Source organism: Collinsella sp. CLA-AA-H167, assembly GCF_040095305.1.
GTDB lineage: Bacteria > Actinomycetota > Coriobacteriia > Coriobacteriales > Coriobacteriaceae > Collinsella.
Genome location: NZ_JBBNGA010000012.1, coordinates 44,539 through 70,281, shown reverse-complemented (window position 1 = coordinate 70,281; position 25,743 = coordinate 44,539). Strand labels below are relative to the sequence as shown.

The following is a 25,743-nucleotide window of genomic DNA, read 5'->3' as shown; positions in this document are numbered from 1 at the left end:
CAACTCTCCGATCAGGTTCCTCTCCGCCACGGCCCGCTCCTCCCGAAAGCATCGTTCGCTCGTCGATCGAAGCGTAAGCCCCGGCGTTGGTGGAAATGGTGAAAATGCGTTGGCGCAAATGGCGGGACTGCGTTGGCATGATTGGTTGTTGAGCGTTGGTCAAAATGGTTGTTTTTACAGTAGCGCTAACAAGAGGTTCCCGTAAGCGAGATCGCATATGTCTTCGACTACATAAGCGTGAGCGCCGCCCCGGCGCGAGAAGAGCGCCTCGGCTCCTCGGACCTCCTGCTCGACGAGTGACCTTCCCCGCGCCGCCGCAAGCTGACCGCGCGTCCTCAATAATCCGATAACCCCTTGCCCGGCGCGAATCCGGATAGTGCCGAGGCAGTACCGAACGCAAAACTTCATTTGATAGGAGCAAACATGAGTGTTGTTATGGCACGAATCGACAATCGCCTGCTTCACGGCATCATCGTGACGCAGTGGGCCCCGGTGTCGGGCGCGACCCGAGTCATGGTCATCGACGACAAGGTCGCCGGCGACGAGGTCCTGAAGTCCACCATGAGGATGGCGCGCCCCGCGGGCATGGCCGTTTCGATCATCTCCGAGCAGACCGCGCTCAAGAACTTCGCCGCGGGCAAGTACGACCGCGAGAAGGTCTTCGTCATCGCCAAGGAGCCCGAGACGATGCTTCGCCTGGTCGAGTCGGGCGTCGAGCTCCCGTCGCTAGTCGTCGGCGGCTCGCTCGTCAAGGAGGACGGCATCCAGCTCACCCAGCGCGCCTACGCCTCCGCCGAGAACGTCCAGAGCTACAAGGCGCTCATCGCCCGTGGCGTCAAGGTGACGGCCCAGTTCGTGCCCGCCGACAAGCCCGTCTCCGTCGCAGACCTCATCTAAGGGGGAAATATGGTCAACTTCACTATCCTGCAGGTCGTCCTTTTGACCCTGCTGGCCTTCATCAAGCACGTGGACTACTACGGCATCCCGATGATCTTCGTCAATTACGCCGTTTTCTGGGGCCTCATCACCGGAGTCGTCATGGGCGACTGGAAGACCGGCCTTGTCATCGGCGGCACCATTCAGCTCATGCAGCTCGGCGTCGCGGGCTTCGGCGGCTCCTCCATTCCCGACTACGGCACGATGGCCATCATCGCCACCGCCTACGGCGTGACCCTGGGCTCCGACACGGGCCTCGCCATCGGCCTGCCGGTCGGCATGCTCGGCATCCAGCTCGACGTCGTCGCCAAGATTCTCAACGGCTTTGTCGTCGAGAAGTCCCAGAAGTTCTGCAACGAGGGTAAGTTCAATCAGATGAACGCCATCCTGTGGGTCTGTCCCGCGCTCTTCGGCCTGTGCGCCGCCCTGCCCGTCTTTGTCTCCGTGACGCTCGGCCAGCCCGCCGTCAACTGGCTCCTCGAGGTCATGCCCCAGTGGTTCCTCTCCGGCCTCACCCTCGCCGGCAAGATGCTCCCGGCCGTCGGTATCGCCATGCTGCTCCGCTACATGCCAACCGCCAAGTACTTCCAGTACCTGCTCGCCGGCTTCTTCCTCTCGGCCTTCCTGAACGTGCCCATCATCGGCGCCGCCATCGTCGGCGTTGCCCTCGCGATTGCGTTCTACCAGCGTGCCGAGAGGGACACCGAGCTCGCCGCCCACGCTTCCGCAGACGCCTTCATCGGAGAGGATGAGTAACCATGGAAAACGAGAACATCACCGCCGTCGCCGAGGGCAAGCCCTCCGGCTACAAGGTCACCAAGAAGGACCTGCGCAACGCGAACTGGCGCTGGCTCATGAGCGTGTGCACCTTCAACTACCAGACCCAGCAGGGCGCCTCAGTCGCCTACGCCCTCTCGCCGGTCCTGAGGAAGATCTACACGAACGACGAGGACTATAAGCAAGCGCTCAACAACCACTTCCGCTACTACAACACCCAGCCTTGGCTCGCCGCCATCATCCTTGGCGCCTGCGTGGCCATGGAGGAGCGCGACGGCCTAGCGGCGGCGGACGCCGTCCAAGACCTGAAGATCGGCACCATGGGACCGCTCGCCGGCGTCGGTGACTCCCTGCTCATGACCATGATCCCGACCATCATGGGCTCCATCGCCGCCTACATGGCCATCGAGGGCAACCCCGTGGGAGCCGGCATCTGGTTCGCGCTCATCCTGGCCATCTTCTGGGTCCGCATGCACGCCCTCGAGTTCGGCTACAAGCAGGGCGTGAAGCTCGTCACCGACTTCAGCGAGAAGCTTCCCAACCTCACTGCCGCCGCCTCCGTGCTCGGCCTCACCGTGGTCGGCTGCCTCATCGCCTCGGTCATCGGCGTCACCTGCCCGATTAGCTTCAGCTTCGGCGACGTCGCGATGGAGATTCAGCCGCTGCTCGACAAGATCCTGCCTGCCATGATCCCCGCCGCCATCACGGGAAGCGCGTATTACCTTCTTACCAAGAAGAACGCGAGCATGACGGCCCTCATCCTCGTGGTGATCGTCCTCGCGATGGTCGCCTCCGCCGCCGGCATCCTCGCCTAGCTTCGACCCAAGAGATTGGTGAATCAATGAGAAAGATAGTTGTGGCGAGCCATTCCCTTCTCGCCCAGGGCTTCAAGGACACCCTCGAGTTCCTTACGGGTAAGGGCGACGCCGTCAACGCCGTGTGCGCCTACGTGAACGACAACGGCGAGGGGCTCGACGCGGCGGTCGAGGCGGCTCTTTCGGGCACTGACGAGGTCGTCGTCCTCACCGACGCGTACGGCGGCAGCGTGAACCAGCGCTTTTCCCGCTTCGCCTCCGACCGGATCCACGTGATCGCGGGTGTCAACCTCCCGCTCGCCATGACGGTCGCGCTCGCGCGCCCCGACGAGAAACTCGACTTCGACGCCCTCGTCAACGAGGCGCGCCAGCAGATCATCTACGTGAACGGTGCCAGTTCCGCCGAGTGCGACGACGACGAATAGAGGAGGTCGACGATGAGAGAGTTCCTTAAGGACGTGTGGATGCACGGCGGTGAGGAAAGCCGCGCCATCACCCCCGAGAACATCACGGGCGAGAAGGGCCGCGCCGCCATGTCGGCCAGCCACCTCGGCGTCGGCCGCAAGGGCTCGTGCTGCGTGCCCCTTGAGTCCGGCGAGACCATCACGCTCGCGGACATCGAGGGCCCCGGCATCATCCGCCACATCTGGATGACCGTCCCCGACAAGACCGCCGCCGGCAGCTTCGTCATGCGTGACCTCGTGCTGCGCTTCTACTGGGACGACGAGGAGACCCCCTCGGTCGAGTGCCCTGTCGGCGACTTCTTCTGCAACGGCTTCGGTGAGCGCGCCATCGTCAACTCGATGCCCATCTGCGTGAACCCGACGGGCGGCATGAACTGCTACTTCGAGATGCCCTTCAGGAAGCACGCCAAGGTCACGCTTACGAGCGAGCACCCCGGGTTCATTAAGTACATCTTCTACACGTTCAACTACGCGCTCACCGACGTGCCGGACGACGCCATGTACTTCCACGCCCGCTTTAACCGCGAGCGCAGCACCCGCAGGGGCGTCGACTACACCGTGCTCGACGGCGTGCGCGGCAAGGGCTACTACGTCGGCACCTACATGGCCCTGTGCGCCCTGGAGCGCTATTGGTGGGGCGAGGGCGAGATGAAGTTCTTCCTCGACGGCGACGAGGAGTTCCCCACGGTCACCTCGACGGGAGCCGAGGACTACTTCGGCGGTGCCTGGGCCTTCCTCGACAGGCCGCCCCACGCGCTGCCCGAGGCGCAGTGCTTCAACACGCTGTTCGCCGGCTACCCGTACCGCTCGACGCGCGACGCCACGCGCGACCGCTTCAGCGCGGGCAAGCCGAACCCGAATCCGATGCTCGCGACTAACGACGACGCGCTGCCCAGGCACGGCCTCTACAGGTGGCACCTTCCCGACCCGATCTCGTTCAAGGAGGACCTGCGCGTGACGTTCCAGGACCTCGGCAACGACGACATCAAGCTCTACGAGCGCGAGGACGACATCTCCACCGTCGCCTACTGGTACCAAAGCGAGCCGCACGCCGTGCTCGCCCCGTTTGCCGCAAGGCAGGACCGCGTGCCCAGGTAGGGTCGCCTCGAAACAAGCCAACGTTATGGGCGCCCGCGGTTGACCATGACTGCGGGCGTCCCTTTGTAAGGAGGATCACATGAGCGAAAAGCAAATGAGGCTCGGCGCCCTCGAAGCCGGCGGGACCAAGATGGTCTGTGCCGTGGTGTCCGGCGACGGCGAGGTCCTCGACCGTATGGAGACCCCGACGCTTACGCCCGCCGAGACCGTCCCGCAGATGATCGAGTGGTTCACCGCCCGCGATGTGGACGCGTTGGGCATCGGCGCCTTCGGCCCGACCTGCGTCGACCCCAACGACGAGCGCTACGGCTCCATCCTCCAGACGCCCAAGCTCGCGTGGCGAGGCCATGGTCTTCGCGCCGCGTTCGCCGACGCCCTCGGGATTCCGGTGGCCTACGACACGGACGTGAACGTTGCCTGCCTCGGCGAAGTGGTCTTCGGCTGCTGCAAGGGGCTCGAGGACGCCGTCTACGTGACCATCGGCACCGGCGTGGGCGCGGGCGTCATGTGCGCGGGCAGACTCCTTCACGGCATGCTGCACCCCGAGGCCGGTCACATGCTGGTAAGGACCCGTCCCACCGAGGAGGGACGCTGCGTCTGCCCGAGCCACGCGAGCTGTCTCGAGGGGCTCGCCTCCGGCCCCGCCATCGCCGCGCGCTGGGGAAAGCCCGCGGCCGAGCTCGCGGACAACGATGAGGTGTGGGCGCTCGAGGGGGATTATCTGGGGCAGATGTGCGCGAACCTCGTGCTCATGTACTCGCCTCGCCGCATCGTCCTCGGCGGCGGCGTGATGCACCAGGAGCAGCTCTACGGCATCGTCCGCAAGAAGACCCTCGAATATCTGGGTGGCTACATCCAGACCGCCGAGCTTAAGGACATGGAGAGCTACATCTGCGCCCCGGGCTGCGGCGGCGACCAAGGAATCCTCGGCGCGGCCGAGCTGGCAAGAAGGGCGCTCGCGTAACTTGCGCTCTCTCCGCCATACAACGCGTTAAGAAAAGACGAGCGCTTCTTGCCAATTGAGCGGCAAGAAGTGCTCGTCTTTTGCATTTGTTTTTGGGGCAGGACGCCCCGCCTCCGCTAGAGTCCCTGGACCGCCACACCCACGAGGTTTGGACCGGTGTGGACAAGAAGCGCGGGGCTGATGTCGGAGCGGACGACCTCCACCGCGTTGGCCACGCGCTCGCACAGGGCCTGCTCCATGCGGTCGTAGAGGTCGGCGTGGGCCGAGGTGCGGCTCGCGGCAAAGCGCACCTTGGGGTGCTTCTCGACGATGGCGGCGATGAGCTTGACCTCGGTGCGATGCGGTACTTGCACAGCCATTTCGTGTACGCGAGGCTGTTGGCTTTCTGGGCCACAGCAATCACCTCCCCCTAGTATGATGACCTGAACAATCCTCATGCTAGGGGGAAGGTTTTTGTCGCGTAGCGGAAATTGGCCTCCACCCGCTGAGCGGGTGGCTTTCTATGCCGCGCGTGCCGCGCGGCACGGACTAAAGTCCATGAATAAAAACGAGGAAGGCCACGTCCGGCCTCCCTCGCAAAGGGTCTCTGATTACTCCCACTCATTGGGGACAGACTTAAATGAGTGCTCTTGAAATGCCGGCGTCTGGGGACGTTCTTTTTCTGTCTGCAGTTTGGAACGTTCCTTTTCTGTCGGCAGTTTGGGACGGTCCTTAGAGCTGCAGCGCGCCATGAGCGAAGGCGAAGCGGATCATCCTGTCTTTTGAGTTCTAAGCATAAGCCCCTGTCTCTGAGCAATGACCGGTTCGCATTTGTGCGTATTTGCGTGCGTGGGATTGCGTGAATATGTGTATAGATGCGCCGTTTACGGGACAAAAATGACCGTTTAGCGGTGAGATACGCAAAAACGCGCACAGACGCGCGTGTTTGTGCGAATATAGAGCTATCCGAAATGCAAGACGTTCTATGACACAGGAGGCACATATGGTAGATTCCAAGCAGGCTCCACTCGACTCCGCGGCAGCCGCAAAAGCAGCGTTCGCTTCGGTCCAGGACAAGCCATTCCCCGATGATATCTTTACGGCTCCCGAGCTTCGTTGGGCTGTGATCGGGTGCGGCGTTATCGCCAACCAGATGGCCCAGTCTCTCGCTCTTGCCGGCCGCAAGCTTGCGGGCGTCGCCAACCGTACGCTGTCCAAGGCTCAGGCTTTTGCTGAGCAGTATGGCATCGAGAAGGTCTATGAATCGGTTGAGGACCTCTACGCCGATCCGGGCATCGACGCCGTCTATATCACCACGCCGCACAACACGCATATCACCTATCTGCGCGCTGCCCTGGCAGCCGGCAAGCACGTGCTCTGCGAGAAAGCCATTACCCTCAATTCCGCTGAGCTCGACGAGGCGCGTGCCATCGCCGACGAGCACAACGTCGTCCTCATGGACGCCACCACGGTGCTCCACATGCCTTTGTATCAGGAGCTGCGTCGTCGCATGGATGTCGGTGAGTTCGGCCGCATGAATCTCGCTCAGCTCAACTTTGGCAGCTACAAGGAGTACGGCGATCTGACCAATCGCTTCTACAACCGCAACCTTGCTGGCGGTGCCATGCTCGATATTGGCGTGTATGCCCTGTCCGTCATGCGTCTCTTTATGGCCAGCCAGCCCGCTGAGGTCGTTTCACTGGGCAACACCTGTGAGACTGGCGTTGACGTTGCGGGCGGCATCGTCTGCCGCAATGCCGAGCAGCAGCTGGGCGTCGTGAGCCTTACGCTTCACTCCAAGCAGCCCAAGCGCTCGGTCATCAGCTTTGACAAGTGCTACATCGAGGTCAACGAATATCCGCGTGCCGATCACGCGACCATCGTGTGGACTGCCGACGGCTACCGCGAGGAGGTCCACGCTGGCACCGAGGCCTACGCACTGTGCTACGAGATGGCCGATCTTGAGAAGGCCGTTGCCGGCGACGACTCCAAGCGCGAGCTGCTGGATTATGCTTCTGATGTTATGGAGCTTATGACCAAGCTTCGCGCCGACTGGGGAGTCGTGTACCCCGAGGAGGAGTAAGCGATGCTTGCGGAAGATAGGCTCAACGCAATCGTATCGATGGTGCAACAGACGGGCTCGGTTACCGTACCGGAGCTTGCTGAGGCCCTGGGCGTGACGGCGTCTACCATTCGGCGCGACCTGCAGACGCTCAATCGCGCACACCGTATCGCCAAGGTGCACGGTGGGGCGACGAGCCTTGAGCGCGCGCACGTGACGCGCGACCTAACGCTTAATGAGCGCAGCGATCTCCATAACGACGACAAGGAACGTATCTGCGCCCGTGCGGCGGCGCTGGTAGAGCCCGAGAACTTTGTGTACATCGATTCGGGTTCGACGACGCTCAGGCTCATCGAGCATCTTCCGCATCTCGAAGGGGTCACCTATGTGACTGATTCCGTGCTCCATGCTCAGCATCTCGCTTTGCGCGGCATGCGTACCGTGGTGCTGGGCGGCGAGCTCAAACCCGAGACCGAGGCGCTCGTTGGCCCCGATGCCTTGGCAACTCTAGACCGCTACAACTTCAACTGCGGCTTTTGGGGCTCTAACGGCATTGCCGCCGAGCAGGGCTTCACGGCGCCCGATATCGAGGAGGCACAGGTCAAGCGCATCTCGATGCGCCATACGGCCAAACGCTTCGTAATCTCGGATGCCAGCAAATTTGGCATGGTGGCGCCCGTCAAGTTCGCGGACTTCCGCGACGCAACGATTATTACCGCAGGCGAGGTCCCCGCCAAGTACCGGACAATGGACAACGTCGTCACGGTCTAGCGACGGGAAGGCCAAAACCACCACAAAGGGGACAGGCACCTTTGTGGTGGGTCAATGGAAAAGCGGCAACGACCATCCCGGGCGCTGCCACTTTTGTTGTCTACCGGTTTATCTAAATCTGTAACAACCAGACCGTTAAAAGCAGGCTAGATGTTACAGATCGAGATACTTACGAACCGCGCCGTCCCTTTGTCTCAATCTGTAACATCTGGGACTGATTTTGCCGAGTTACTGTTACAGATTGAGATTATTCCCTTGAGGGGATTCGAATGTCTCGATCTGTGACAGATAGACCGGAAAATGGGTTCTAACTGTTACAGATCGAGACGTTTTGGGACCGCGGCTGAGCCATCGCGGCAAAACCATCATAAAGGTGCCTGTTCCCATTGTGGTGGTTTAGGGCTCCCAGGGGCAGGGGGCTTCGATGTGGATGTGCTCGCCGGTTACGGGATGCGTAAAGGACACGCTGTGGGCGTGGAGCATGAGGCCACAAGGACGCGGCGTCCCGTACAGGTCGTCGCCCACCAGGGGATGGCGCTCGCTCGCCAGGTGCACGCGAATCTGGTGTTTGCGGCCGGTGAGCAGCTCGACATCGATATACGAGCGCGTGGGCAGGCCGCGGCGGCTCTTAAGACGCTTGAGCACCTTCACGCGCGTTTGAGACGGCTTGCCGCTGGCGCCGACGCGCATCTTTCGGCTGTCGTGACGGTCGCGGGCGATGGGCTTGTCGATGAGCTTTTCGTTCCAGTCGATCTTGCCCTCGGCGAGCGCCAGGTAGTGCTTTTCGGACGCGTGGTCGATGATCATCTGGTCAAAGGCGGGCTGCGTCTGCTTGTCGAGTGAGAACAGCACCACGCCGGTGGTGTCACGGTCCAGGCGATTGAGCGGCTGCATGTCGGTCGCGGCAAAGCCGTCGCCCATCGCCAGCAGCAGGTCGCTGGCGTAGTCGGTAAGTGTGCGCTCGCCGGTGCCGTCACCGTGGACGATCATGCCGGCGGGCTTGTCGATGGCCATGAGCCAGGCGTCGCAGTAGAGGACTTGAGGTTCTTCGTTCACGTGTAAGCCTTTCGGTTAGCTAATTCCCACAAACATGCAGCCCGAGGTGGCGCCGCGCAGGCGGGCGGCCGGCTTGCGGCCGGCTTGAGCCGCCTCGACAGCGCGACGGACGCGAGCGACGGCACGGCCAATCTCATCGGCCTCGAGCAAGGTTCCGTCGACCATAAGACGGCGCACGCCGGCATCGAGCAGCTGCGGAACTTGCGGCGTGAGGTCGATGGGGTAGGCGTCGTACAGGCGTGAGCGGCCGTGGATGTCGGTACGCACCGGCATGACCTTGCCGTCGATATTCTTGAGCGAGAGCTTGCGGGCACGCAGGCGGCAGTTGGCACAATCGTGGATGCAGCCGTTGGCAACCTGCAGAATGCAATGCTCGCTTGTCATGACGCGCGGGCGGCCAAAGACGGTGATGCCCAGAGCCGCGGGCGCGGCGGTGCCGAGCGAGATAATCTCGTCGAGCGTGATCTCGGGCGAGAGCCAAAACGCACCGGCTCCGCGCTCGGCAAGCGCCTCCATGCAGGGCGTGTTGTGCACCGGCAGGCAAGAGCGAATCTCGGCCGTGGCGCCAACCTGGGCGGCCAGGGCAAGCTCAGAGATGTTGCCAATAGCGACCGTGGCGCCGGCAACAACCCATGGGTCAACGCGGACGTGGTCAACGGCGCGGCAGACCTCATCGAGCACGGGTACGATGCCCTGCTCAAACGTATCGGCGGGGGAGAGCTTGGCCGCATCGAGCGCGTCGGTGGTCATGTAGATGCGCGTTGCACCCTCCGCCCGCGCTGCCTCGGCGGCCTCGAGCGAGGTGACGGTGGCGCAGATCTGCGGCTCATCGCGGTAGTGCTCGGGCACGGGGCGGGAATCACCGGTTACAATCGCCGGCAGCTCGAGCGTTTTCGCGCGCTCCTCGTACGGTGCCAGAATGGCCTCTTCCAGCGCCTTACAAGTGGCGGCGCGCACCTTATGTACGGCGGAGAAACCCATGCCACAGCCCTCATCGAGCGCCACCTCAAAGCTCGCAGCCTCAAAGGGAGAGGAACCCATGCGGCCGACGTGCTCAACCAGATCGGACGCCTCGACCGCACGGGTCTTGGCGGCTTCGACGGTAAAGCCCGTGGCCGTGGCCGTAAGCGAAGGGTCGTCGCAGCAGGTGAGCGTAACGGTAAACGGCTCGCCCAGACGCGCCACGACGGACACATCAACAGCTCGGCGGTGCAGCACATCACGCTTGAGCGCGGCGCCGGCGGCGTCGATGGCACGCTGACTACGAATCACGCGGACGCGGCAGCCCTCGGGCATGCTGCGGGGTACGCGACATTCGATGACTTCACCGGCTGCGGCATCATCGGCGGCAATGGTGGTCAGGAACTGGTCAAACTCGTTATCGTGGCGAAGCTCCAGCAGGTCGCCCTTGCCCACGGGCTCAAACAGCTCAATGCGGGCGATGGCGGCGCGGCGACGGCGGTCGTCGGGCTTGAGGCCGCGCACATCGCGGTTGGCCGGGCGGCTGCCCAGCACCGTGCCCACGATCTGGCCGCGGTTGTTGGAACGCTCATAGCTCATCATCTCGTCGCCCGAGGTGCCGTCCTGATAGGCGTGCGTAAAGTCGCGGTTAAAGCAGCGCTTGAGCTGGCGCTGGCGGGCGGCTTTCTCGTCCTTGGCAACGGTGGTTCCGGCCAGCATGTCATCAATCTGATGACGATACACGTCGACGATGGAATACACGTAATCGGGCGCCTTCATGCGGCCCTCGAGCTTGAGCGACGCAGCGCCGGCGTCATACAGGCGGCGAACAAGTTGTGAGGTGTTGGTGTCACGTGGGCACAGCGCGCGCTCGCGACCGGCAGGGGAGAGCGAGCGACCGTTCTCGTCGATCAGCTCGTAGGGCAAGCGACAGGGCTGGGCGCACATGCCACGGTTGGCCGATCGTCCCGCCATGGCAAAGCTCGAAAGCAGACACAGGCCAGAGTAGCAAAAGCAGATGGCGCCATGGCTAAAGACCTCAAGGTCCACATCGGGCGCGGCATCGTGGATGGCGGCAATCTCGTCGATGGAAAGCTCGCGCGAGAGGGTCACGCGGTCGGCGCCCTGCTCGCGGCACCAAAGGGTTCCGCGGTCGTCGTGGATGTTCGCCTGGGTCGAGATATGCGTCTCGATGCCGGGCATGGTGCGCTTGACCTCAAAGAACAGGCCCCAGTCCTGGATGATGAAGGCGTCGGCGCCCAGCGTGGAGCAGCGATGGATGAGCTGCAACGCATCGCTCATCTCGGATTCCTTGATGACGATGTTGACCGTGACGTAGACGCGCGAGCCGGCCAGGTGCGCGGCGCGGCAGGCCTGCTCAAAGGCCTCGTCGGTAAAGTTGGTGGCCTTGCGGCGTGCGTTGAAGCTGCCCATGCCGCAGTAGATGGCGTCTGCCCCGGCGGCGAGTGCGGCGGCAAAGGGCTCGGGCCCTCCGGCGGGCGCCAAAAGCTCGGGTCTGCGGTTGGTGGTTCGACTGGCGGTTGCGGTCATATCCTGCCTTTCAAAATGCTCAGATACTCAAAAGTATAGTGGTGCCGTCGCGGCAGGCGATGCCCGCGTTCCAAGCGGGATAAAGTCTTCAGCAGCTTGGACTGGCTGCTCCACATGAGAACCGTTCAGCGGTCCGGGGAAACCGTTGGGCGATAAAATATTCTCGCAACGTGATAATAATCTTGCATCGCGCGGAAACCTTGAGTACTATCCCAATCAAGCGCGGTGTTCAGACCGAACTGTGCCTCCCGGTGTGAACGCCGCGCTCCCGTTCCCTTTTACTTGTAAGGAGATAAACATGAGCAAGACCGTCGTGTCTTCCGATAATGCACCCGCAGCCATCGGCCCGTATTCCCCCGGCATCCAGACCGGCAACATGGTGTTCCTGTCCGGCCAGCTGGGCATCGACCCCGCAACCGGCAAGATGCCCGAGGGCGTCGAGGCCCAGGCTAAGCAGTCCCTTGCTAACGTCGAGGCCCTGCTGACCGCTGCCGGCGCCACCTTTGTCGATGTCGTCAAGACCACAGTCTACCTGGCTGACATTGCCGACTTCGCTGCCGTAAACGAGATCTACGCCTCCAAGTTCGAGGCCCCGTTCCCCGCGCGCAGCGCTTTCCAGGTTGCCGCTCTTCCGGCTGGCGGTCTGGTCGAGATCGAGGTCGTCGCCGCTCTCTAAGGCGTTGGCCACAACTAAACATGACATGCAAAAAGACCCTGCAGCGCGTGCGAGCTGCAGGGTCTTTTGTCAAGTGACGAATCGCTTGTGGAGCCGCGCTCCATTTTGCTCGTTAGCCCTCCTTGCGGACTTTTTGCAGGTAGCGGTACACGCTGGGCTCCGAGATGCCCAACGCGGTGGCAGCGCAGGCCACGGCGCCCTTGAGCATGAACACCCCGTTGCCGTTGAGGTGGCGAATGACGTCCACGCGGTCGCTCTGACCAAGCGACGCTACATCCAGCCCGCGCGCGCTCAGCAACTCGGCAATGCTGCGATCGATGAGCTCCTGGGTGGACTCCGAAAGGCTTTCGACCTCGATAGGGGCGGGCTCCGTGCGCGTCGGCGCTGCGTCGAAGCACGCCATGAGCTGCTGCGCCATGGTGTTGATGGAGCGCACGGTCGAGAGGTCGGTGTTGACGCAGAGCATACCGACGATCTCGTTATCCTCGCGGATAAAGTACGTCGCCGACTCCAGCGTTTTGCCGCCGGCGCCGCGGCCCTCGTAGCCCGTAATAAACGGCAGGTCGCGATACTTGGGGTCGTGCATGATCTTGAGCGCCAGATCGGTGGCAGGACCGCCGATCTTACGGCCGCTCACGATGCCGTTGCGAATATCGACGATGGCGTGGTCGGGATCCGAGAAATCGTGCAGCACGATTTCGCTGTTTTTGCCGAGTATCTGCTCCAGAAAATCGACCATCGGCAAAAAGCGACGTACGGTCTCGTTCACGGGCAACTCCTTTGGGTGAAATCGGAAATGTTCATAACAATTTTTTCTCATGGTAACACGATGTCTATTGACTCACATATTCGCAGGTACATTGCGTAATACAGATGAGCGGTAGGTATTTGGCGGTAAACGGTCGACCAAAAGAAAAGTAAGATGTTATTTAGACCAGACACATTCCTGACCTGCGGAAACGAGTTATTTCAGCCGAAGAATAGTCTGATAACAAAAAATTATTATTGAGAATGAGAATCATCTTTAATACGATATGCAACGAAGGCACAACCTCAACCCCGCACTGCGTCACAATAGGGCGTTAGATGCGAAAACAACTATTTCGAGGATTGGTGGTCAAATGACCCAGGAGACGGTTACGAACGGCACTGAAGCCCTGTTCACTCGTGAAGGCATGCCTCCCGTTAAGGAAATGATCCCGTGTGCCCTTCAGCACGTACTGGCATCGTTTGCCGGCATCATCACCCCGGCTGTCATCATGGCCGGCGTCTACGGCTTTAATAGCCAGCAGAGCACCGACATCATCCAGGTCGCGCTCATTCTTTCGGCGATCGACACGGCCCTTCAGGCCTTTGCCCCCTTCCGTCGCATCGGCGGCGGCCTGCCCATCGTCATGGGCGTTTCGTTCGCGTTCCTCCCGGCCCTGCAGGCCATGGGCGCCTCGGGCTTTAGCTTTGGCGCGCTGTTGGGCGGCGAGATTGTCGGCGGTGCCGTCGCGGTCCTCTTTGGTCTGGCCTACAGCAAGATTAAGTGGCTGTTCCCACCCGTCGTGACCGGTACGGTCATCTTCTCCATCGGCGTTTCGCTGTATCCCACGGCCGTCAAGTATATGGCCGGCGGTATGGGTACGCCACTGTGGGGCACCCCGCAGGCCTGGTGCGTCGCTCTTATCACCTTCGCCGTGGTCTTTGCGCTCGCCAACTTTGGCAAGGGCACGCTCAAGCTGGGATCCGTGTTCTTTGGCATGATCGTTGGCATGATCGTCTCCATCCCCTTTGGCATGATCGACTTCTCCAGCGTCGCCACCGCTCAGGTCTTCGCCCTTCCCAAGCTCATGCCCTACGCGCTCGAGTTTGATCCCGAGGTCTGCATTACCCTCGCCGTCGTGTTCCCCATGGTTGCCATCCAGGTTATCGGTGACGTCTCCGCCGCCTGCCTGGGCTCCATCGACCGTATGCCCACCGAGCGCGAGCTCTCCGGCGCTATCGTGTCCCAGGGCCTCACTTCTATGGTCGGCGGCCTGCTGGGCGGTCTTCCCACCAGCGCCCTTGGCCAGAACGTGGGCATCATCTGCTCCAACAAGGTCGTCAACAAGTGGGTCTTTGTGATCATTGCGGCCGTCTTTGCCATCGCCGGTCTGTTCCCGCAGCTCTCTGCCGTCCTTTCCGCTATCCCGCAGCCCGTCATCGGCGGTGCTACCGTGGGCGTGTTTGGCACCATCACCATGAACGGCGTGCGCATGTTCACCCGCGAGGGCCTCACGCAGCGCACTACCACCATCGTCGGTACCTCCGTCGTCTTTGGCCTGGGTATCTGGATGGCCAGCGGTTGCCTTGCCGGCGAGGGTATGCCCGCCTGGGTGTCCACCGTCATCGGCTCCAATGCCGTAACCCCCACCGCCATCATGGCCATCGTCCTTAACCTGATTCTTCCGCAGACGCCGGTCGTGGCTCAGCACATCGATGCTGCCAAGGACGCTGCCGTGGATCTGGTCTTGCCCGAGAGCAAGAAGTAACCAATTCGGTGCTATTCGTCGGCGGACGCATCGCCTCGTCCGCCGACGTCATGCGGCGTCAAGCCGCACTTCAAAGGGTTTGTCCCTTTGGTGAAGCGTTGACGGGAGAGGGCCCGTTTCCGGTGTAGGCCGGCGCTTCGCACTCCGCCATGTCAGAGGTGTCAAACCCCGCCCCTGATGTTGAAGGGAGCATCCATGCTTCTGGTCGCTAACGGTTCTGTCTTTACCCGCAATGCTCAGACCCCGTTCATTCCAAACGGTGCGGTCGCCATTGACGGAGATACGATCGTCGAAGTGGGCCCCGAGTGCGAGCTCAAGGCCAAGTACCCGGATGCCGAGTACGTCGACGCCCAGGGCAACCTCATCATGCCCGGACTCATCAATTGCCACACCCACATCTACTCGGGTCTGGCCCGCGGCCTTGCCATTAAGGGCTGCAACCCCACCAACTTCCTGGAGAATCTTGAGCAGCAGTGGTGGAAGATCGATGACAACCTGACGCTCGACGGCACCAAGGCGAGCGCCTATGCCACGATTCTTGACTCCATCCGCGATGGCGTCACCACGATCTTCGATCACCATGCGAGCTTCTGCGAAATCCCGGGAAGCCTCTTTACCATTAAGGATGCAGCTCAGGAGCTGGGCATGCGTTCGTGCCTGTGCTACGAGGTCTCCGACCGCCGCGGCCAGGAAAAATGCGACCAGGCCATTGCCGAGAACGCCGAGTTTGCCCAGTGGGCCGCCAAGGAGCGTCGCGATAACGACAACCACATGATCGCCGCCATGTTTGGCGGTCACGCCACCTTTACGCTGTCGGACGAGACCATGGATAAGATGGCCGAGGCCAACAACGGCCTGACCGGCTTCCACATCCATGTGTGCGAGGGCATGAATGACGTGTGGGACTCCCGCCTCAACCGCGGTGGCATCAGCCCCGTCGAGCGCCTGCTGCAGCACAATTTGCTGGGTCCCGACACCATGCTCGGCCACTGCATCCACGTGACGCCCGCCGAGATGGATATCGTCAAGGAGTCCGGTACCTGGCTCGTCAACAACCCCGAATCCAATATGGGCAACGCCGTGGGCTGCGCCCCCGTGCTCGAGTTCTTCCGCCGCGGCATCCCCGTGTGCATGGGCACCGACGCCTACACCCACGATATGTTCGAGAGCCTTAAGGTCTTCCTGATCATTCAGCGACACAACGCCGCCATGCCCAACGTGGGCTGGTGCGAGGCCATGACCATGCTGTTCGAGAACAACGCCAAGATGGCGAGCAAGTACTTCGATCGCAAGCTCGGCGTGCTCGAGGCCGGCGCTGCCGCCGATGTCATCGTCATGGACTACAAGCCCTTTACGCCGCTGAGCGAGGAGAATATCGACGGCCACATGCTCTTTGGCATGATGGGCAAAAACTGCCGCACCACCATCATCAACGGCCGCGTCCTGTACAAGGATCGCGAGTTCGTTGGCATTGATGAGGACAAGATCAACGCGTGGACCATGGCCGAGTCCAAGAAGCTCTGGAGCACGCTCAACGATCGAACCTACTAATTCACAAGTAGATTCGCGCGCGTCGGATGTTTCGCCGCATCCGACGCGCGCATAGGCGGCCTCCGCGGGGTCGCCGGCGCTGTGCTAGCGCTACACCGTATTTGCGCCCGCCGCGCGGTCTCGCCGGGCGTTACAGAGAGGAGCTCACTATGAGCGACATCATGAGGCCGATCCCGTTTTCGCAGCTGATGAACTGGATCATCGAGGAGCACAAGACCCAGGACGCCATCTTTGGCGTGCGTAAGATGGTCACGACCAACCAGGAGGGTGCGCTTCCCATTTTTGACGAGCGCATCGAGACTCCGTTTGGCCCGGCTGCCGGTCCCAATACGCAGCTGGCCCAGAACATCGTGGCCTCTTATGTGGCCGGTTCTCGCTTCTTTGAGCTCAAGACCGTCCAGGTTATGGACGGCGAGGAGCTCTCCAAGTGCGTCAACAAGCCCTGCATCGTGGCTCAGGACGAGTGCTACAACTGCGAATGGTCGACCGAGCTCGAGGTTCCGCAGGCCTTTGCCGAGTACGTGAAGGCATGGTTTGCCTGCCACCTGATCGCTCGCGAGTACGGTCTGGGCAGCCCGGACGGCTTTGTCTTCAACATGTCGGTGGGCTATGACCTGGAGGGTATTAAGAGCCCCAAGGTCGATGCCTACATCGAGGGCATGAAGGACGCCAGTGGCTCCGACGCCTGGAACGAGTGCCGCGCATGGGCGCTCGCCAACCTGGACAAGTTTGAGCATGTCGACGCCGCGTTTGTCGAGTCCATCCCGGCACGCGTCTCCAACTCCATTACCGAGTCTACCCTGCACGGCTGCCCGCCGGCGGAGATCGAGCGCATCGCGACCTACCTCATCACCGAGAAGGGCCTCAACACCTACATCAAGTGCAACCCCACGCTGCTGGGCTATGAGTTTGCACGTCAGCGCCTCAACGAGCTGGGCTTTGACTATATCGTCTTCGATGACACACACTTCCGCGAGGACCTGCAGTGGGTCGACGCCGTGCCCATGTTCGAGCGCCTGATTGCCCTGTGCGCCGAGCGCGGCCTGGAGTTTGGCGTCAAGCTCACCAACACCTTCCCCGTCGACGTGACGAGGAACGAGCTGCCTTCCACCGAGATGTATATGTCCGGCCGTTCGTTGTTCTCGCTGACCATCGAGGCTGCCCGCCGCATTACCGAGCAGTTTGACGGCAAGCTGCGCATCAGCTACTCCGGTGGTGCCACGGTCTACAACATCCGCGCCCTGTATGATGCCGGTATTTGGCCCGTTACCCTGGCGACCGACGTGCTCAAGCCCGGTGGATACGAGCGCTTTAGCCAGATGGCCGGCGAGTTTACCGACCTGGATGGCAAGCCGTTCGCGGGCGTCTCTCTCGAGGCCGTGACTGCGATCCAGACCGACTCGCTCACCAACCCGCTCTACAAGAAGCCGCTGCGCCCGCTGCCCGACCGCAAGGTCGCCGGTAAGAGCCCGCTTTCCGACTGCTTTACCACGCCTTGCCGTACGAGCTGCCCCATCCAGCAGGATATCCCTGCCTATCTGGCGGCTGTTGACGAGGGCCGCTACGAGGACGCGCTCAACATCATCATCGAGCGCAACGCCCTGCCGTTCATTACCGGTACCATCTGCCCGCATCCCTGCGGCCGTGCCTGCGAGCGTGCATTCTACGAGCCCGAGGGCGCCCAGATTCGCGCCAGCAAGCTCAAGGCCGCCCGCGAGGCCATGACCGCCGTGCTGCCCAAGCTGCGCGCCCAGGCCATTGCCAACGACGCCGAGCGCAACGTTGCCGTTATCGGCGGCGGCCCGGCCGGTCTGGCGACGGCGTTCTTCCTGACGCGCGCCGGCGTGCCCGTCACTATCTTCGAGGCCCGCGACTCTCTCGGCGGCGTGGTCCGTCACGTGATTCCCGAGTTCCGTATCGCAAGCGACGATATCTCGCACGACGCCGAGCTCTGCCTGGCCTTTGGCGCCAAGGTTCAGCTTAACGCCCGCGTGGAGTCCATTGACGAGCTCAAGGCCCAGGGCTTTACCGACGTGGTCGTGGCCACCGGTGCCTGGATGCCCGGCTCTGCGGGCCTGGGCGAGGGCGCCGAGCTCGACGTGCTGGAGTTCCTCGAGGCCGCCAAGAAGGGCGAGAAGCTCGAGCTGGGCGAGGACGTCGTGGTCATTGGAGCCGGCAACACCGCTATGGACGCCGCCCGCGTGGCCAAGCGCCTGGCCGGCGTGAAGAACGTGCGTCTGGTGTATCGCCGTACCAAGAAGCAGATGCCCGCCGACGAGGAAGAGCTCGATCTTGCTCTTGCCGACGGCGTTGAGTTCTGTGAGCTGCTGGCGCCCAAGGCGCTCAACGGCGCCGTGCTGACCTGCGACGTCATGGAGCTTGGCGAGCCGGACGCAAGCGGCCGTCGCAGCCCCGTCGCCACGGGCGAGACCGTCGAGCTGCCCGCCACCACGGTGATCTGTGCCGTGGGCGAGGGCATCGATGCCAGCCTGTACGACGCCGCGGGCGTCGAGCGCGACCGTCGCGGCCGCCTTGCCGCCACCTCCACCGGCGTTGAGGGCGTCTGGGCTGCAGGTGACTGCCGTCGCGGTCCGGCCACCGTGGTCGAGGCTATCGCCGATGCCGCCGAGGTCGCCCGTGCCATCGCTGGCGTGGACTTTAACAAGTACGCCGACCAGAATGCTCAGGTCGGTCGCGAGGACGCCTGCTACGAGCGCAAGGGGTCGCTGTGCCGCGACAAGCGCAATTGCACCAAGACCCGCTGCCTGGGCTGCGGCTCGGTGTGCGAGGTCTGCTGCGACGTGTGCCCCAACCGCGCCAACGTGGCAATTAAGGTGCCGGGCCTGGCCAAGCATCAGGTCGTCCATGTCGACGGCATGTGCAACGAGTGCGGCAACTGCGCCGTGTTCTGCCCCTACCAGGAGGGTCGTCCCTACAAGGACAAGCTCACCCTGTTCTGGAGCGATCAGGACATGGAGAACTCCGAGAACGAGGGCTTCCTGGCCGTGGACGAGGACCACTTTAAGGTTCGCGTCGCCGGCACGGTCCGCACCGTCTCGGTCGATGCCGTCAACACCGGTCTGCCCGAGGCCGTCCGCCTGACCATCAAGGCCGTGCGCGACAGCTATCCGTATCTCCTTAAGAAATAGGCGAGTCTCTTATGGCCAAATCCATTCAACATAACGTGGCCTACGTTGCCTGCGGAAGCGGTTGCGCCTCCGCAGGCGGCGACGCCCGCTGCAGCGAAGGCTGCATTGGCTGTGGCGCCTGTGTCGCGGCCTGCCCCCACGGTGCCATTGCGCTGGTCGATGGCATCGCCCGCGTGGACCGCTCCAGGTGCACGGGCTGTGGCCTGTGCGGCATGGCGTGCCCGCAGCGCGTGATTGCCTTCGTTCCCGGCTACCAGAACATCCTGGTGCGCTGCAACAACACCGACAAGGGCGCCATTGCGCGCAAGATCTGCGACACGAGCTGCATCGGTTGCGGCATGTGCGCCAAAAAGTGCCCTGCCGGCGCTATCCGCATCGAGGACAACTGCGCCCATATTGATGGCGCGGATTGTCTGTCGTGCGGCATGTGCGCCGTCGTCTGCCCGCATGGCGCCATCCACGACCGCACCGGCATAGCCGCCGGCGTGTAGAAGGGAATCACCATGGCACAGGAATTCACTTTTACCGTTAACGGCGTCGAGCGCACGACGACCCAAAACAAACCGTTGCTGCGCTACCTGCGCGACGACCTGCACATTCACTCCGCCAAGGACGGCTGCTCCGAGGGCGCGTGCGGTACCTGCACCATCCACGTGGACGGTGCGGCCGTCAAGGCGTGCGTGCTGACCACCGCCCTTGCCGCCGGCCGCAACATCGTGACCGTCGAGGGCCTGCCCGAGGACGTGCGCGAGGCCTTTGTGTACGCCTTTGGCGCCGTGGGTGCCGTGCAGTGCGGTTTTTGCATCCCCGGCATGGTCATGGCGGGTGCCGCGCTCATAGCCGAGGATCCCGAGCCCACCGAGGAGCAGATCAAGTACGCCATCCGCGGTAACGTCTGCCGCTGCACCGGCTACAAGAAGATCATCGAGGGCATTTCGCTGGCAGCTGCGGTGCTCCGCGGCGAAAAGCAGATCGACGAGGACCTGGAGCGCGGCGACGACTACGGCGTGGGCAAGCGCGCCTTCCGTATCGACGTGCGCAAGAAGGTGCTCGGCGAGGGCAAGTATCCCGATGACATCGACGAGCTCGATCAGCCGGGTCTGACCTACGCCAGCGCCGTGCGCTCCAAGTATCCGCGCGCCCGCGTGCTCTCCATCGATACCTCCAAGGCCGAGGCCCTGCCCGGCGTGGTGGGGATCCTGCGCGCCGAGGACGTGCCGGTCAACCAGGTCGGCCACCTTATCCAGGACTGGGACGTCATGATCGCCCAGGGCGATATCACCCGCTGCGTGGGTGACGCCATCGTGCTGGTGGTTGCCGAGGACGAGGCGACGCTCGAGAAGGCCAAGAAGCTCGTAAAGATCGATTACGAGCCGCTGAAGCCCGTGCGCAACATTGTCGAGGCCAGGGCTGCCGACGCCCCGCGTCTGCACGACAGCTTCTTTGCCTTTGGCAACACGGTGGAGCTCAAGGACAACGTGTGCCAGAGCCGCCATGTGACGCGCGGCGACGCCGCCAAGGCGCTGGCAGAGAGCGCGTTCACCGTGACGCAGCGCTTTACCACGCCCTTTACCGAGCATGCCTTCTTGGAGCCCGAGTGCGCCGTTGCCTTCCCGTACAAGAACGGCGTCAAGGTGCAGTCGACCGACCAGGGTGCCTACGACACACGCAAAGAGTGCGCCCACATGTTTGGCTGGGACAACGAGCCCGAGCGCGTGGTCGTCGAGACCATGCTCGTGGGTGGCGGCTTTGGCGGCAAGGAGGACGTGTCCATCCAGCACTTGGCCGCGCTCGCCGCCTATAAGTTCCAGCGTCCTGTGAAGTGCAAGCTCACACGTGCCGAGTCGCTCGCTTTCCATCCCAAGCGCCACGCCATGGACGGCACCTTTACGCTGGGCTGCGACGCCGAGGGCAACTTTACCGGCCTGGACTGCGAGATCAACTTTGACACCGGCGCCTACGCGTCGCTGTGCGGCCCGGTGCTCGAGCGCGCCTGCACGCATGCCGTCGGCCCCTACAAGTACCAGAACACCGACATTCGCGGCTTTGGCTACTACACCAACAACCCGCCCGCCGGCGCGTACCGCGGCTTTGGCGTTTGCCAGTCCGAGTTTGCGCTCGAGAGCTTGATCGACCTGCTGGCAGAGAAGGTTGGCCTGGATCCGTGGGAGATTCGCTACCGAAACGCCATCGAGCCGGGCGAGGTTCTGCCCAACGGTCAGATTGCCGACTGCTCCACGGCGCTTAAGGAGACGCTGCTCGAGGTCAAGGATGCCTACTACGCGCATCCCGGCCACGCCGGCATTGCCTGCGCCATGAAGAACGCCGGCGTGGGCGTGGGCCTGCCCGATGCCGGTCGCTGCAAGATTCGCGTCGAGGATGGCTGCGCCGTGGTCTACGCCGCCACGTCCGACATCGGCCAGGGCTGCAACACCGTCTTTTTGCAGGACGTTGCCGAGGCCTGCGGTCTGCCGCTGAGCTGCATTGCCAATGGCGAGTGCTCCACCGAGAACGCTCCCGACTCCGGCACCACGTCTGGCTCGCGCCAGACGGTCGTGACCGGCGAGGCCGTGCGCGGTGCCGCCTTCCTGCTGCGCGATGCCATGGTTGGCATCGAGGCCGGCAAGCCTGCGCCTACCGCCCCGGTGAGCGCGCATGGCGACGGCGTCAAGATCGAGTGCGACGACGGTCGCGCCTATCAGCTGCGCACGCAGGAGCTCGTCGCCGGCCAGGGTATGCATCCTCAGGATCCCGCGACCGCCATCAAGGCGCTTGAGGGATGCGAGTTTGGCTACGTGTATCTGGAGCCGACCGACAAGCTGGGCGCCGACGTTCCCAACCCCAAGAGCCACATCTGCTACGGCTTTGCCACGCATGTGGTCATTTTGGATGATGACGGCCGCGTGAGCGAGGTCTATGCCGCGCACGATTCCGGCAAGGTTGTCAATCCCATCTCCATCCAGGGTCAGATCGAAGGCGGCGTGCTCATGGGTATGGGCTATGCGCTTACCGAGGACTGGCCGCTCAAGGACTGCGTACCCCAGGCAAGGTACGGCACGCTCGGGCTGTTCCGTGCGCCCGAGATTCCGGATATCCACGCCATCTACGTGGAGAAGGACGAGCTGTTGCCTGTGGCATACGGCGGCAAGGGCATCGGCGAGATTGCAACGATCCCCACGGCGCCCGCCGTGCAGAATGCCTACCGCGCGTTTGACGGCAAGCTGCGTCCGGATCTGCCCATGGTGGATACGCCGTACAGCCGCGCTCGTCACCGCGGGTAGAGTAGAGCGCGGACGGCCATTGCTGACGGGCCGTTCGCGCTCAACATCAACTGCATAAGCTGTGCCTTTGGCTCCGGCTCCATCGCGAGCCGGAGCCTTTTGTTTGGAGCGGAAACTGCGACCCGGAATTGGCGCTCAGAATGGGATGCAGTTTCTGGATCGGCTCTCAGGCGGAAACTGCAACCCGGAATCGATGCTCAGAATGGGATGCGCTTTCCGGTAGAGCCTCTGGCGGAAAGCGTGTCCCGGAATTCGGCTCCAGAGTGGGACGCGCTTTCCGGTTGGAGCTTCAAACGGAAACTGCGTCCCAAAATTTTGCTTCAGAGTGGGATGCCGTTTCCGGCTGAACCCTCTGGCGGAAAGTTCATCCCAGAATTGACGTTCGGAGTGGGACACGGTTTCCGGATCGGCCCTCAGCGGAAAATGTATCCCAGTTTGAGCGTCTATTCCGGGATGTAATTTCCGCTGGGCGTTCAACCGGAAAGCGTGTCCCGTTCTAGGCCTTGATTCCGGGACGCGCTTTCCGCTAGGCATGCCATCTGGAAAGCGCGTCCCATTTTGAGCATTCAATCTGGGACATGGTTTCCGCGGGTGCTGCCAACCGGAAAGCGTGTCCCGGTTTGGCAGGCAGACGGGCATAAGCTCAGCAGCTCCTACAGGTCTACCTCGTTGAGCCATGTCGGCAGCGCGGTCTGCCGGATGCCTGCCGTCTGCAGCTTTTTCGCGAGCAGTCCTGCCGAGCGGACTTCGCTCATGGTAAAGCGCAGCAGAGGGTGACCGTAGAGCGATAGGTGCGCCTCGCGCTGTCGTTCGGCAACGAGCGCCTCGGCGGTGGTGCGTCCGGCCAGCATGGTCTGGTCGGTATATTTGATGAGCCCGTCGAGCTCGCCCAGCGTGAGTTCCCGCGCCTGGCGCTCCCAGACAAAGTCCGTTCGTATGGGCTTGGCCGAATCGAAGGGGTCCGTCAGCTCGTATTGAAGCCAGTCGGGCGCAAAGCCCGTCTCGATCATGACGGCTCGGGCGACCGATTCCCCGCCGCTCTCGGCGCGGGCGTCGGCATATCGAAGCGTTGTGAGGGCGGTGCGAATCGCGCGACCATTGCGGGCAGTCGCTCGTTGCTCAACGGCCTCCATCAGCTGTTCCGGCGCAAGGCCGAGCTTTGAGATCGCCGAATCGGCAATGGGCATGCCGTCGGCAAAACCAGTTTGCAGCAGGCAATCTGTGGCCGTTTGGATGGGCGGCGTTACCGATACGCCGGCTCTGCGTATTGCTCCGGCCGGCTCAATCTGGTGTCGCTGAATATGTGCGCCCGGACGAGCCGACGGCTTTGTCGAGCTGCAAACATGCACGACGTTCAGGTGTCGCCACGAGACCTCGAGCCCCAGCAGGCAAGCTGCCGAAAACGAGCAGAACGTCCAATCGGGATGGATGATCGCAAGGGCGCGGATAATCTCGCAATGACGCTGTGCCCGGTTGAGTTCATCCCAGTGCGTTTTTCGCGCAAACAACCCCGGCATGGGCGAGACAACCGTGCCGCCGGTGCGCCGAAGGAGCGCTTTTCGGATCGCCGAGCTCGGGGGAATCAGACAGCGCCCCTCTTGTTCGGCTTGAGTGAGCAGTTGGTCGATGAGCTGGTCATTGCAATGGGTCATGAGCTACCGCCTCCTTTTGGGTAGCAAAAACGTATCAGCTGGAACTTGCCGCTCAGCTGACCAAAAGCTGACCAAAATCTAACCATGCAGGTAGATGACCTGCTTTTGGCGACATATTTCTTGTTTGAATCGGTGGGCGGTAATCGGCGACCGTGAACGGTAGCTAGATATGAAACCTTGGTAAGTTTAGGGACGTGTACTTTTTTGAAAAAGAGCATTCTATCTGCTGTTTTGTGTTTCTGGATCGCATGTTTGAAGGCATGTGATAAGGGCGGCGGACTGTCGCCTTGTATCTGCGGAAACTGTGACCAGGAATTGCCACTCGGAATGGGACGTGCTTTTCGGATCGCCCTTCAAGCGGAAACTACATCCCAGATTTCGGTTCCAAACCGGGATGTGCTTTCCCGGCGGCGTCTCTGGCGGAAATTGCACCCCGGAATGAGCGCTCAGAGTAGAACATGCTTTCCTAACGAAGCCGCATGCGGAAACTACGTCCCGGATTCGATGCTCAGGACGGGATGCCGTTTCCGATAGAGGCATGGGGTGGAAAGCCTCCCATTTCTAATGTTCAAGAAATGGGAGGCAGCTCATCGCGAGTCGGGGCCTTTTGTTTGGAGCGGAGGCAGCATCCCGGAATTCGGGCAATCCGGTGGTCAGGGGTTGAGCGAGCGTCGCGCTAAGGATGCCAAGCATAAAACCTTCAATGAGAATGGCGTAAAAACTACATTGAAAGTAGCGTAAAAACCGCATTGAGAATGGCGTAATTTCGCATATCGCATGATCGCCCGAGCTTGCACACGGCCTTTTGCGAGCTCTTGCCATGAACGAGAGCCAGGCTGTCACGTACAAGACGCTCATGAAGGATGCCTCGTACGGCGAGGCGGGTCCCGACGAGAGGACCATCGCTGCGTACCTGGACCTCTTCAACAGGCTCAAGCTGACCGAGGACCTGTGCGGATGGGAGCCGCCCATGCGCTCGAAGGCCCGCGTTCGCGTGCGCCCCAAGCGCTACTTCTGCGACCCGTTACTTGCGGCGACGTTGCTGGGGGCTACCCCTGAGCGGCTGCTTGGCGATATGCAAACGTTTGGGATGCTCTTTGAGAACCTCGTTCTGCGCGACGTGCGCGTGTTCCTTTCCACCTACGGCGGTGTCGACAACAGTGTCCATTATTTCCGAGATGAGAAGGGCCTTGAGGTCGATCTGATCGTTGAGCACGACGGGCGCTGAGGAGCCATCGAGGTCAAGCTGAGCGATGCGAAAGCAGACGATGGAGCGAGAAATCTCAAGGCGCTGGAGAGGAAAGTGCTCTCCAATCCTGACGCCCAGAATGCCGCGCCGGCGTTTTTGCCGGTCGTGGTTGGAAAGGGGAGCATTGCCTACACACGCGACGACGGCGTGGCGGTGATCCCCGTGGCGGCACTTGGGGCGTAGTGTTTTTGCGGGCGTGCCGTGCTTCCTTTACCGAAAATCCATTTGGTAAACCC

Annotated in this window: 22 protein-coding genes; 17 read left to right on the top strand and 5 right to left on the bottom strand. The window is 62.2% G+C overall.

Annotated features, from left to right (window positions below):
• The 7 genes from AAAT03_RS08230 to AAAT03_RS08200 all read left to right on the top strand — a co-directional run.
• On the top strand, positions 1 to 205 hold a 205-nt coding region (locus AAAT03_RS08230; RefSeq protein ID WP_349103072.1), incomplete at its 5' end, for a hypothetical protein.
• Between the two features lie 218 nt (positions 206 to 423).
• Positions 424 to 897 carry a PTS sugar transporter subunit IIB gene (locus AAAT03_RS08225; RefSeq protein ID WP_089572478.1) on the top strand — a complete coding sequence of 158 codons (474 nt, stop codon included), beginning with the start codon at positions 424 to 426 and terminating at the stop codon, positions 895 to 897.
• A 9-nt stretch (positions 898 to 906) separates the two neighbouring features.
• A complete protein-coding gene (locus tag AAAT03_RS08220) occupies positions 907 to 1,692 on the top strand; it encodes a PTS sugar transporter subunit IIC (RefSeq protein WP_089572477.1) in 786 nt (261 codons plus the stop codon).
• A gap of 2 nt (positions 1,693 to 1,694) precedes the next feature.
• Positions 1,695 to 2,528 carry a PTS system mannose/fructose/sorbose family transporter subunit IID gene (locus tag AAAT03_RS08215; protein WP_089572476.1) on the top strand — a complete coding sequence of 278 codons (834 nt, stop codon included), beginning with the start codon at positions 1,695 to 1,697 and terminating at the stop codon, positions 2,526 to 2,528.
• Positions 2,529 to 2,554: 26 nt separating this feature from the next.
• Positions 2,555 to 2,953 carry a PTS fructose transporter subunit IIA gene (locus AAAT03_RS08210; protein ID WP_089572475.1) on the top strand — a complete coding sequence of 133 codons (399 nt, stop codon included), beginning with the start codon at positions 2,555 to 2,557 and terminating at the stop codon, positions 2,951 to 2,953.
• A 12-nt stretch (positions 2,954 to 2,965) separates the two neighbouring features.
• Positions 2,966 to 4,090: a glycoside hydrolase family 172 protein gene (locus AAAT03_RS08205; RefSeq protein ID WP_172676343.1), complete on the top strand. Its 1,125-nt coding sequence runs from the start codon at positions 2,966 to 2,968 to the stop codon at positions 4,088 to 4,090.
• Positions 4,091 to 4,169: 79 nt separating this feature from the next.
• Positions 4,170 to 5,054: an ROK family protein gene (locus AAAT03_RS08200; RefSeq protein ID WP_199407873.1), complete on the top strand. Its 885-nt coding sequence runs from the start codon at positions 4,170 to 4,172 to the stop codon at positions 5,052 to 5,054.
• A gap of 116 nt (positions 5,055 to 5,170) precedes the next feature.
• On the opposite strand, the gene AAAT03_RS08195 is transcribed toward AAAT03_RS08200, so the two are convergent.
• A complete protein-coding gene (locus tag AAAT03_RS08195; RefSeq protein WP_117765044.1) occupies positions 5,171 to 5,407 on the bottom strand; it encodes a hypothetical protein in 237 nt (78 codons plus the stop codon).
• A 629-nt stretch (positions 5,408 to 6,036) separates the two neighbouring features.
• On the opposite strand from AAAT03_RS08195, the gene AAAT03_RS08190 reads away from it, so the two are divergent.
• Both AAAT03_RS08190 and AAAT03_RS08185 read left to right on the top strand, forming a co-directional pair.
• The gene (locus AAAT03_RS08190) at positions 6,037 to 7,116 is read left to right on the top strand and encodes a Gfo/Idh/MocA family oxidoreductase (RefSeq protein WP_349103070.1); all 1,080 of its coding nucleotides are present in this window, start codon (positions 6,037 to 6,039) and stop codon (positions 7,114 to 7,116) included.
• 3 nt (positions 7,117 to 7,119) lie between these two features.
• Positions 7,120 to 7,866 (top strand): DeoR/GlpR family DNA-binding transcription regulator, encoded by a 747-nt coding sequence (locus tag AAAT03_RS08185; protein WP_349103069.1) that lies wholly within the window; start codon positions 7,120 to 7,122, stop codon positions 7,864 to 7,866.
• Positions 7,867 to 8,262: 396 nt separating this feature from the next.
• Here the strand turns inward: AAAT03_RS08185 and AAAT03_RS08180 are convergent, their stop codons facing one another.
• Together AAAT03_RS08180 and AAAT03_RS08175 are read right to left on the bottom strand one after the other, a co-directional pair.
• Positions 8,263 to 8,922 (bottom strand): RluA family pseudouridine synthase, encoded by a 660-nt coding sequence (locus tag AAAT03_RS08180; RefSeq protein WP_349103068.1) that lies wholly within the window; start codon positions 8,920 to 8,922, stop codon positions 8,263 to 8,265.
• A gap of 15 nt (positions 8,923 to 8,937) precedes the next feature.
• The gene (locus tag AAAT03_RS08175; RefSeq protein WP_349103067.1) at positions 8,938 to 11,433 is read right to left on the bottom strand and encodes a U32 family peptidase; all 2,496 of its coding nucleotides are present in this window, start codon (positions 11,431 to 11,433) and stop codon (positions 8,938 to 8,940) included.
• 298 nt (positions 11,434 to 11,731) lie between these two features.
• Here AAAT03_RS08175 and AAAT03_RS08170 point away from each other — a divergent pair, with 298 nt between their 5' ends.
• On the top strand, positions 11,732 to 12,109 hold the full coding sequence (locus AAAT03_RS08170; RefSeq protein ID WP_349103066.1) for a Rid family detoxifying hydrolase: 378 nt from the start codon (positions 11,732 to 11,734) through the stop codon (positions 12,107 to 12,109).
• Positions 12,110 to 12,221: 112 nt separating this feature from the next.
• Here AAAT03_RS08170 and AAAT03_RS08165 read toward each other — a convergent pair whose 3' ends face one another.
• Positions 12,222 to 12,878, bottom strand: a complete 657-nt coding sequence (locus AAAT03_RS08165) for a PAS domain-containing protein (protein ID WP_233503003.1) — start codon at positions 12,876 to 12,878, stop codon at positions 12,222 to 12,224.
• Positions 12,879 to 13,230: 352 nt separating this feature from the next.
• On the opposite strand from AAAT03_RS08165, the gene AAAT03_RS08160 reads away from it, so the two are divergent.
• From AAAT03_RS08160 to xdh, 5 genes are all read left to right on the top strand, one after another.
• On the top strand, positions 13,231 to 14,625 hold the full coding sequence (locus tag AAAT03_RS08160) for a solute carrier family 23 protein (protein WP_055285183.1): 1,395 nt from the start codon (positions 13,231 to 13,233) through the stop codon (positions 14,623 to 14,625).
• Positions 14,626 to 14,820: 195 nt separating this feature from the next.
• Complete coding sequence (ssnA, locus tag AAAT03_RS08155) at positions 14,821 to 16,176, top strand: putative aminohydrolase SsnA (RefSeq protein ID WP_349103064.1); 1,356 nt, start codon at positions 14,821 to 14,823, stop codon at positions 16,174 to 16,176.
• A 149-nt stretch (positions 16,177 to 16,325) separates the two neighbouring features.
• On the top strand, positions 16,326 to 19,325 hold the full coding sequence (ygfK, locus tag AAAT03_RS08150; RefSeq protein WP_349103063.1) for a putative selenate reductase subunit YgfK: 3,000 nt from the start codon (positions 16,326 to 16,328) through the stop codon (positions 19,323 to 19,325).
• Between the two features lie 11 nt (positions 19,326 to 19,336).
• A complete protein-coding gene (locus AAAT03_RS08145) occupies positions 19,337 to 19,816 on the top strand; it encodes a 4Fe-4S binding protein (RefSeq protein ID WP_117778544.1) in 480 nt (159 codons plus the stop codon).
• 12 nt (positions 19,817 to 19,828) lie between these two features.
• Entirely contained in the window at positions 19,829 to 22,606 is a 2,778-nt protein-coding gene (gene xdh / locus AAAT03_RS08140; RefSeq protein ID WP_349103062.1) for a selenium-dependent xanthine dehydrogenase, read from the top strand.
• A 653-nt stretch (positions 22,607 to 23,259) separates the two neighbouring features.
• Here xdh and AAAT03_RS08135 read toward each other — a convergent pair.
• Positions 23,260 to 24,258 carry a hypothetical protein gene (locus AAAT03_RS08135; protein WP_349103061.1) on the bottom strand — a complete coding sequence of 333 codons (999 nt, stop codon included), beginning with the start codon at positions 24,256 to 24,258 and terminating at the stop codon, positions 23,260 to 23,262.
• 820 nt (positions 24,259 to 25,078) lie between these two features.
• Between AAAT03_RS08135 and AAAT03_RS08130 the strand changes: the two genes are divergently transcribed.
• The gene (locus AAAT03_RS08130; protein ID WP_233508999.1) at positions 25,079 to 25,486 is read left to right on the top strand and encodes a DUF4143 domain-containing protein; all 408 of its coding nucleotides are present in this window, start codon (positions 25,079 to 25,081) and stop codon (positions 25,484 to 25,486) included.
• Between the two features lie 75 nt (positions 25,487 to 25,561).
• Positions 25,562 to 25,690 carry a hypothetical protein gene (locus tag AAAT03_RS08125; protein ID WP_255413173.1) on the top strand — a complete coding sequence of 43 codons (129 nt, stop codon included), beginning with the start codon at positions 25,562 to 25,564 and terminating at the stop codon, positions 25,688 to 25,690.
• Positions 25,691 to 25,743: the final 53 nt, after the last annotated feature.

Excerpts from the sequence above, each read along its gene's own strand:
- AAAT03_RS08190 (WP_349103070.1), top strand. The coding sequence starts at position 6,037 with ATGGTAGATTCCAAGCAGGCTCCACTCGACTCCGCGGCAGCCGCAAAA.
- AAAT03_RS08160 (WP_055285183.1), top strand. The coding sequence starts at position 13,231 with ATGACCCAGGAGACGGTTACGAACGGCACTGAAGCCCTGTTCACTCGT.
- AAAT03_RS08170 (WP_349103066.1), top strand. The coding sequence starts at position 11,732 with ATGAGCAAGACCGTCGTGTCTTCCGATAATGCACCCGCAGCCATCGGC.
- AAAT03_RS08130 (WP_233508999.1), top strand. The coding sequence starts at position 25,079 with ATGAACGAGAGCCAGGCTGTCACGTACAAGACGCTCATGAAGGATGCC.
- AAAT03_RS08210 (WP_089572475.1), top strand. The coding sequence starts at position 2,555 with ATGAGAAAGATAGTTGTGGCGAGCCATTCCCTTCTCGCCCAGGGCTTC.
- AAAT03_RS08225 (WP_089572478.1), top strand. The coding sequence starts at position 424 with ATGAGTGTTGTTATGGCACGAATCGACAATCGCCTGCTTCACGGCATC.
- ygfK (WP_349103063.1), top strand. The coding sequence starts at position 16,326 with ATGAGCGACATCATGAGGCCGATCCCGTTTTCGCAGCTGATGAACTGG.
- xdh (WP_349103062.1), top strand. The coding sequence starts at position 19,829 with ATGGCACAGGAATTCACTTTTACCGTTAACGGCGTCGAGCGCACGACG.
- AAAT03_RS08175 (WP_349103067.1), bottom strand. The coding sequence starts at position 11,433 with ATGACCGCAACCGCCAGTCGAACCACCAACCGCAGACCCGAGCTTTTG.
- AAAT03_RS08215 (WP_089572476.1), top strand. The coding sequence starts at position 1,695 with ATGGAAAACGAGAACATCACCGCCGTCGCCGAGGGCAAGCCCTCCGGC.
- AAAT03_RS08145 (WP_117778544.1), top strand. The coding sequence starts at position 19,337 with ATGGCCAAATCCATTCAACATAACGTGGCCTACGTTGCCTGCGGAAGC.
- AAAT03_RS08185 (WP_349103069.1), top strand. The coding sequence starts at position 7,120 with ATGCTTGCGGAAGATAGGCTCAACGCAATCGTATCGATGGTGCAACAG.
- ssnA (WP_349103064.1), top strand. The coding sequence starts at position 14,821 with ATGCTTCTGGTCGCTAACGGTTCTGTCTTTACCCGCAATGCTCAGACC.
- AAAT03_RS08135 (WP_349103061.1), bottom strand. The coding sequence starts at position 24,258 with ATGACCCATTGCAATGACCAGCTCATCGACCAACTGCTCACTCAAGCC.
- AAAT03_RS08200 (WP_199407873.1), top strand. The coding sequence starts at position 4,170 with ATGAGCGAAAAGCAAATGAGGCTCGGCGCCCTCGAAGCCGGCGGGACC.
- AAAT03_RS08205 (WP_172676343.1), top strand. The coding sequence starts at position 2,966 with ATGAGAGAGTTCCTTAAGGACGTGTGGATGCACGGCGGTGAGGAAAGC.
- AAAT03_RS08220 (WP_089572477.1), top strand. The coding sequence starts at position 907 with ATGGTCAACTTCACTATCCTGCAGGTCGTCCTTTTGACCCTGCTGGCC.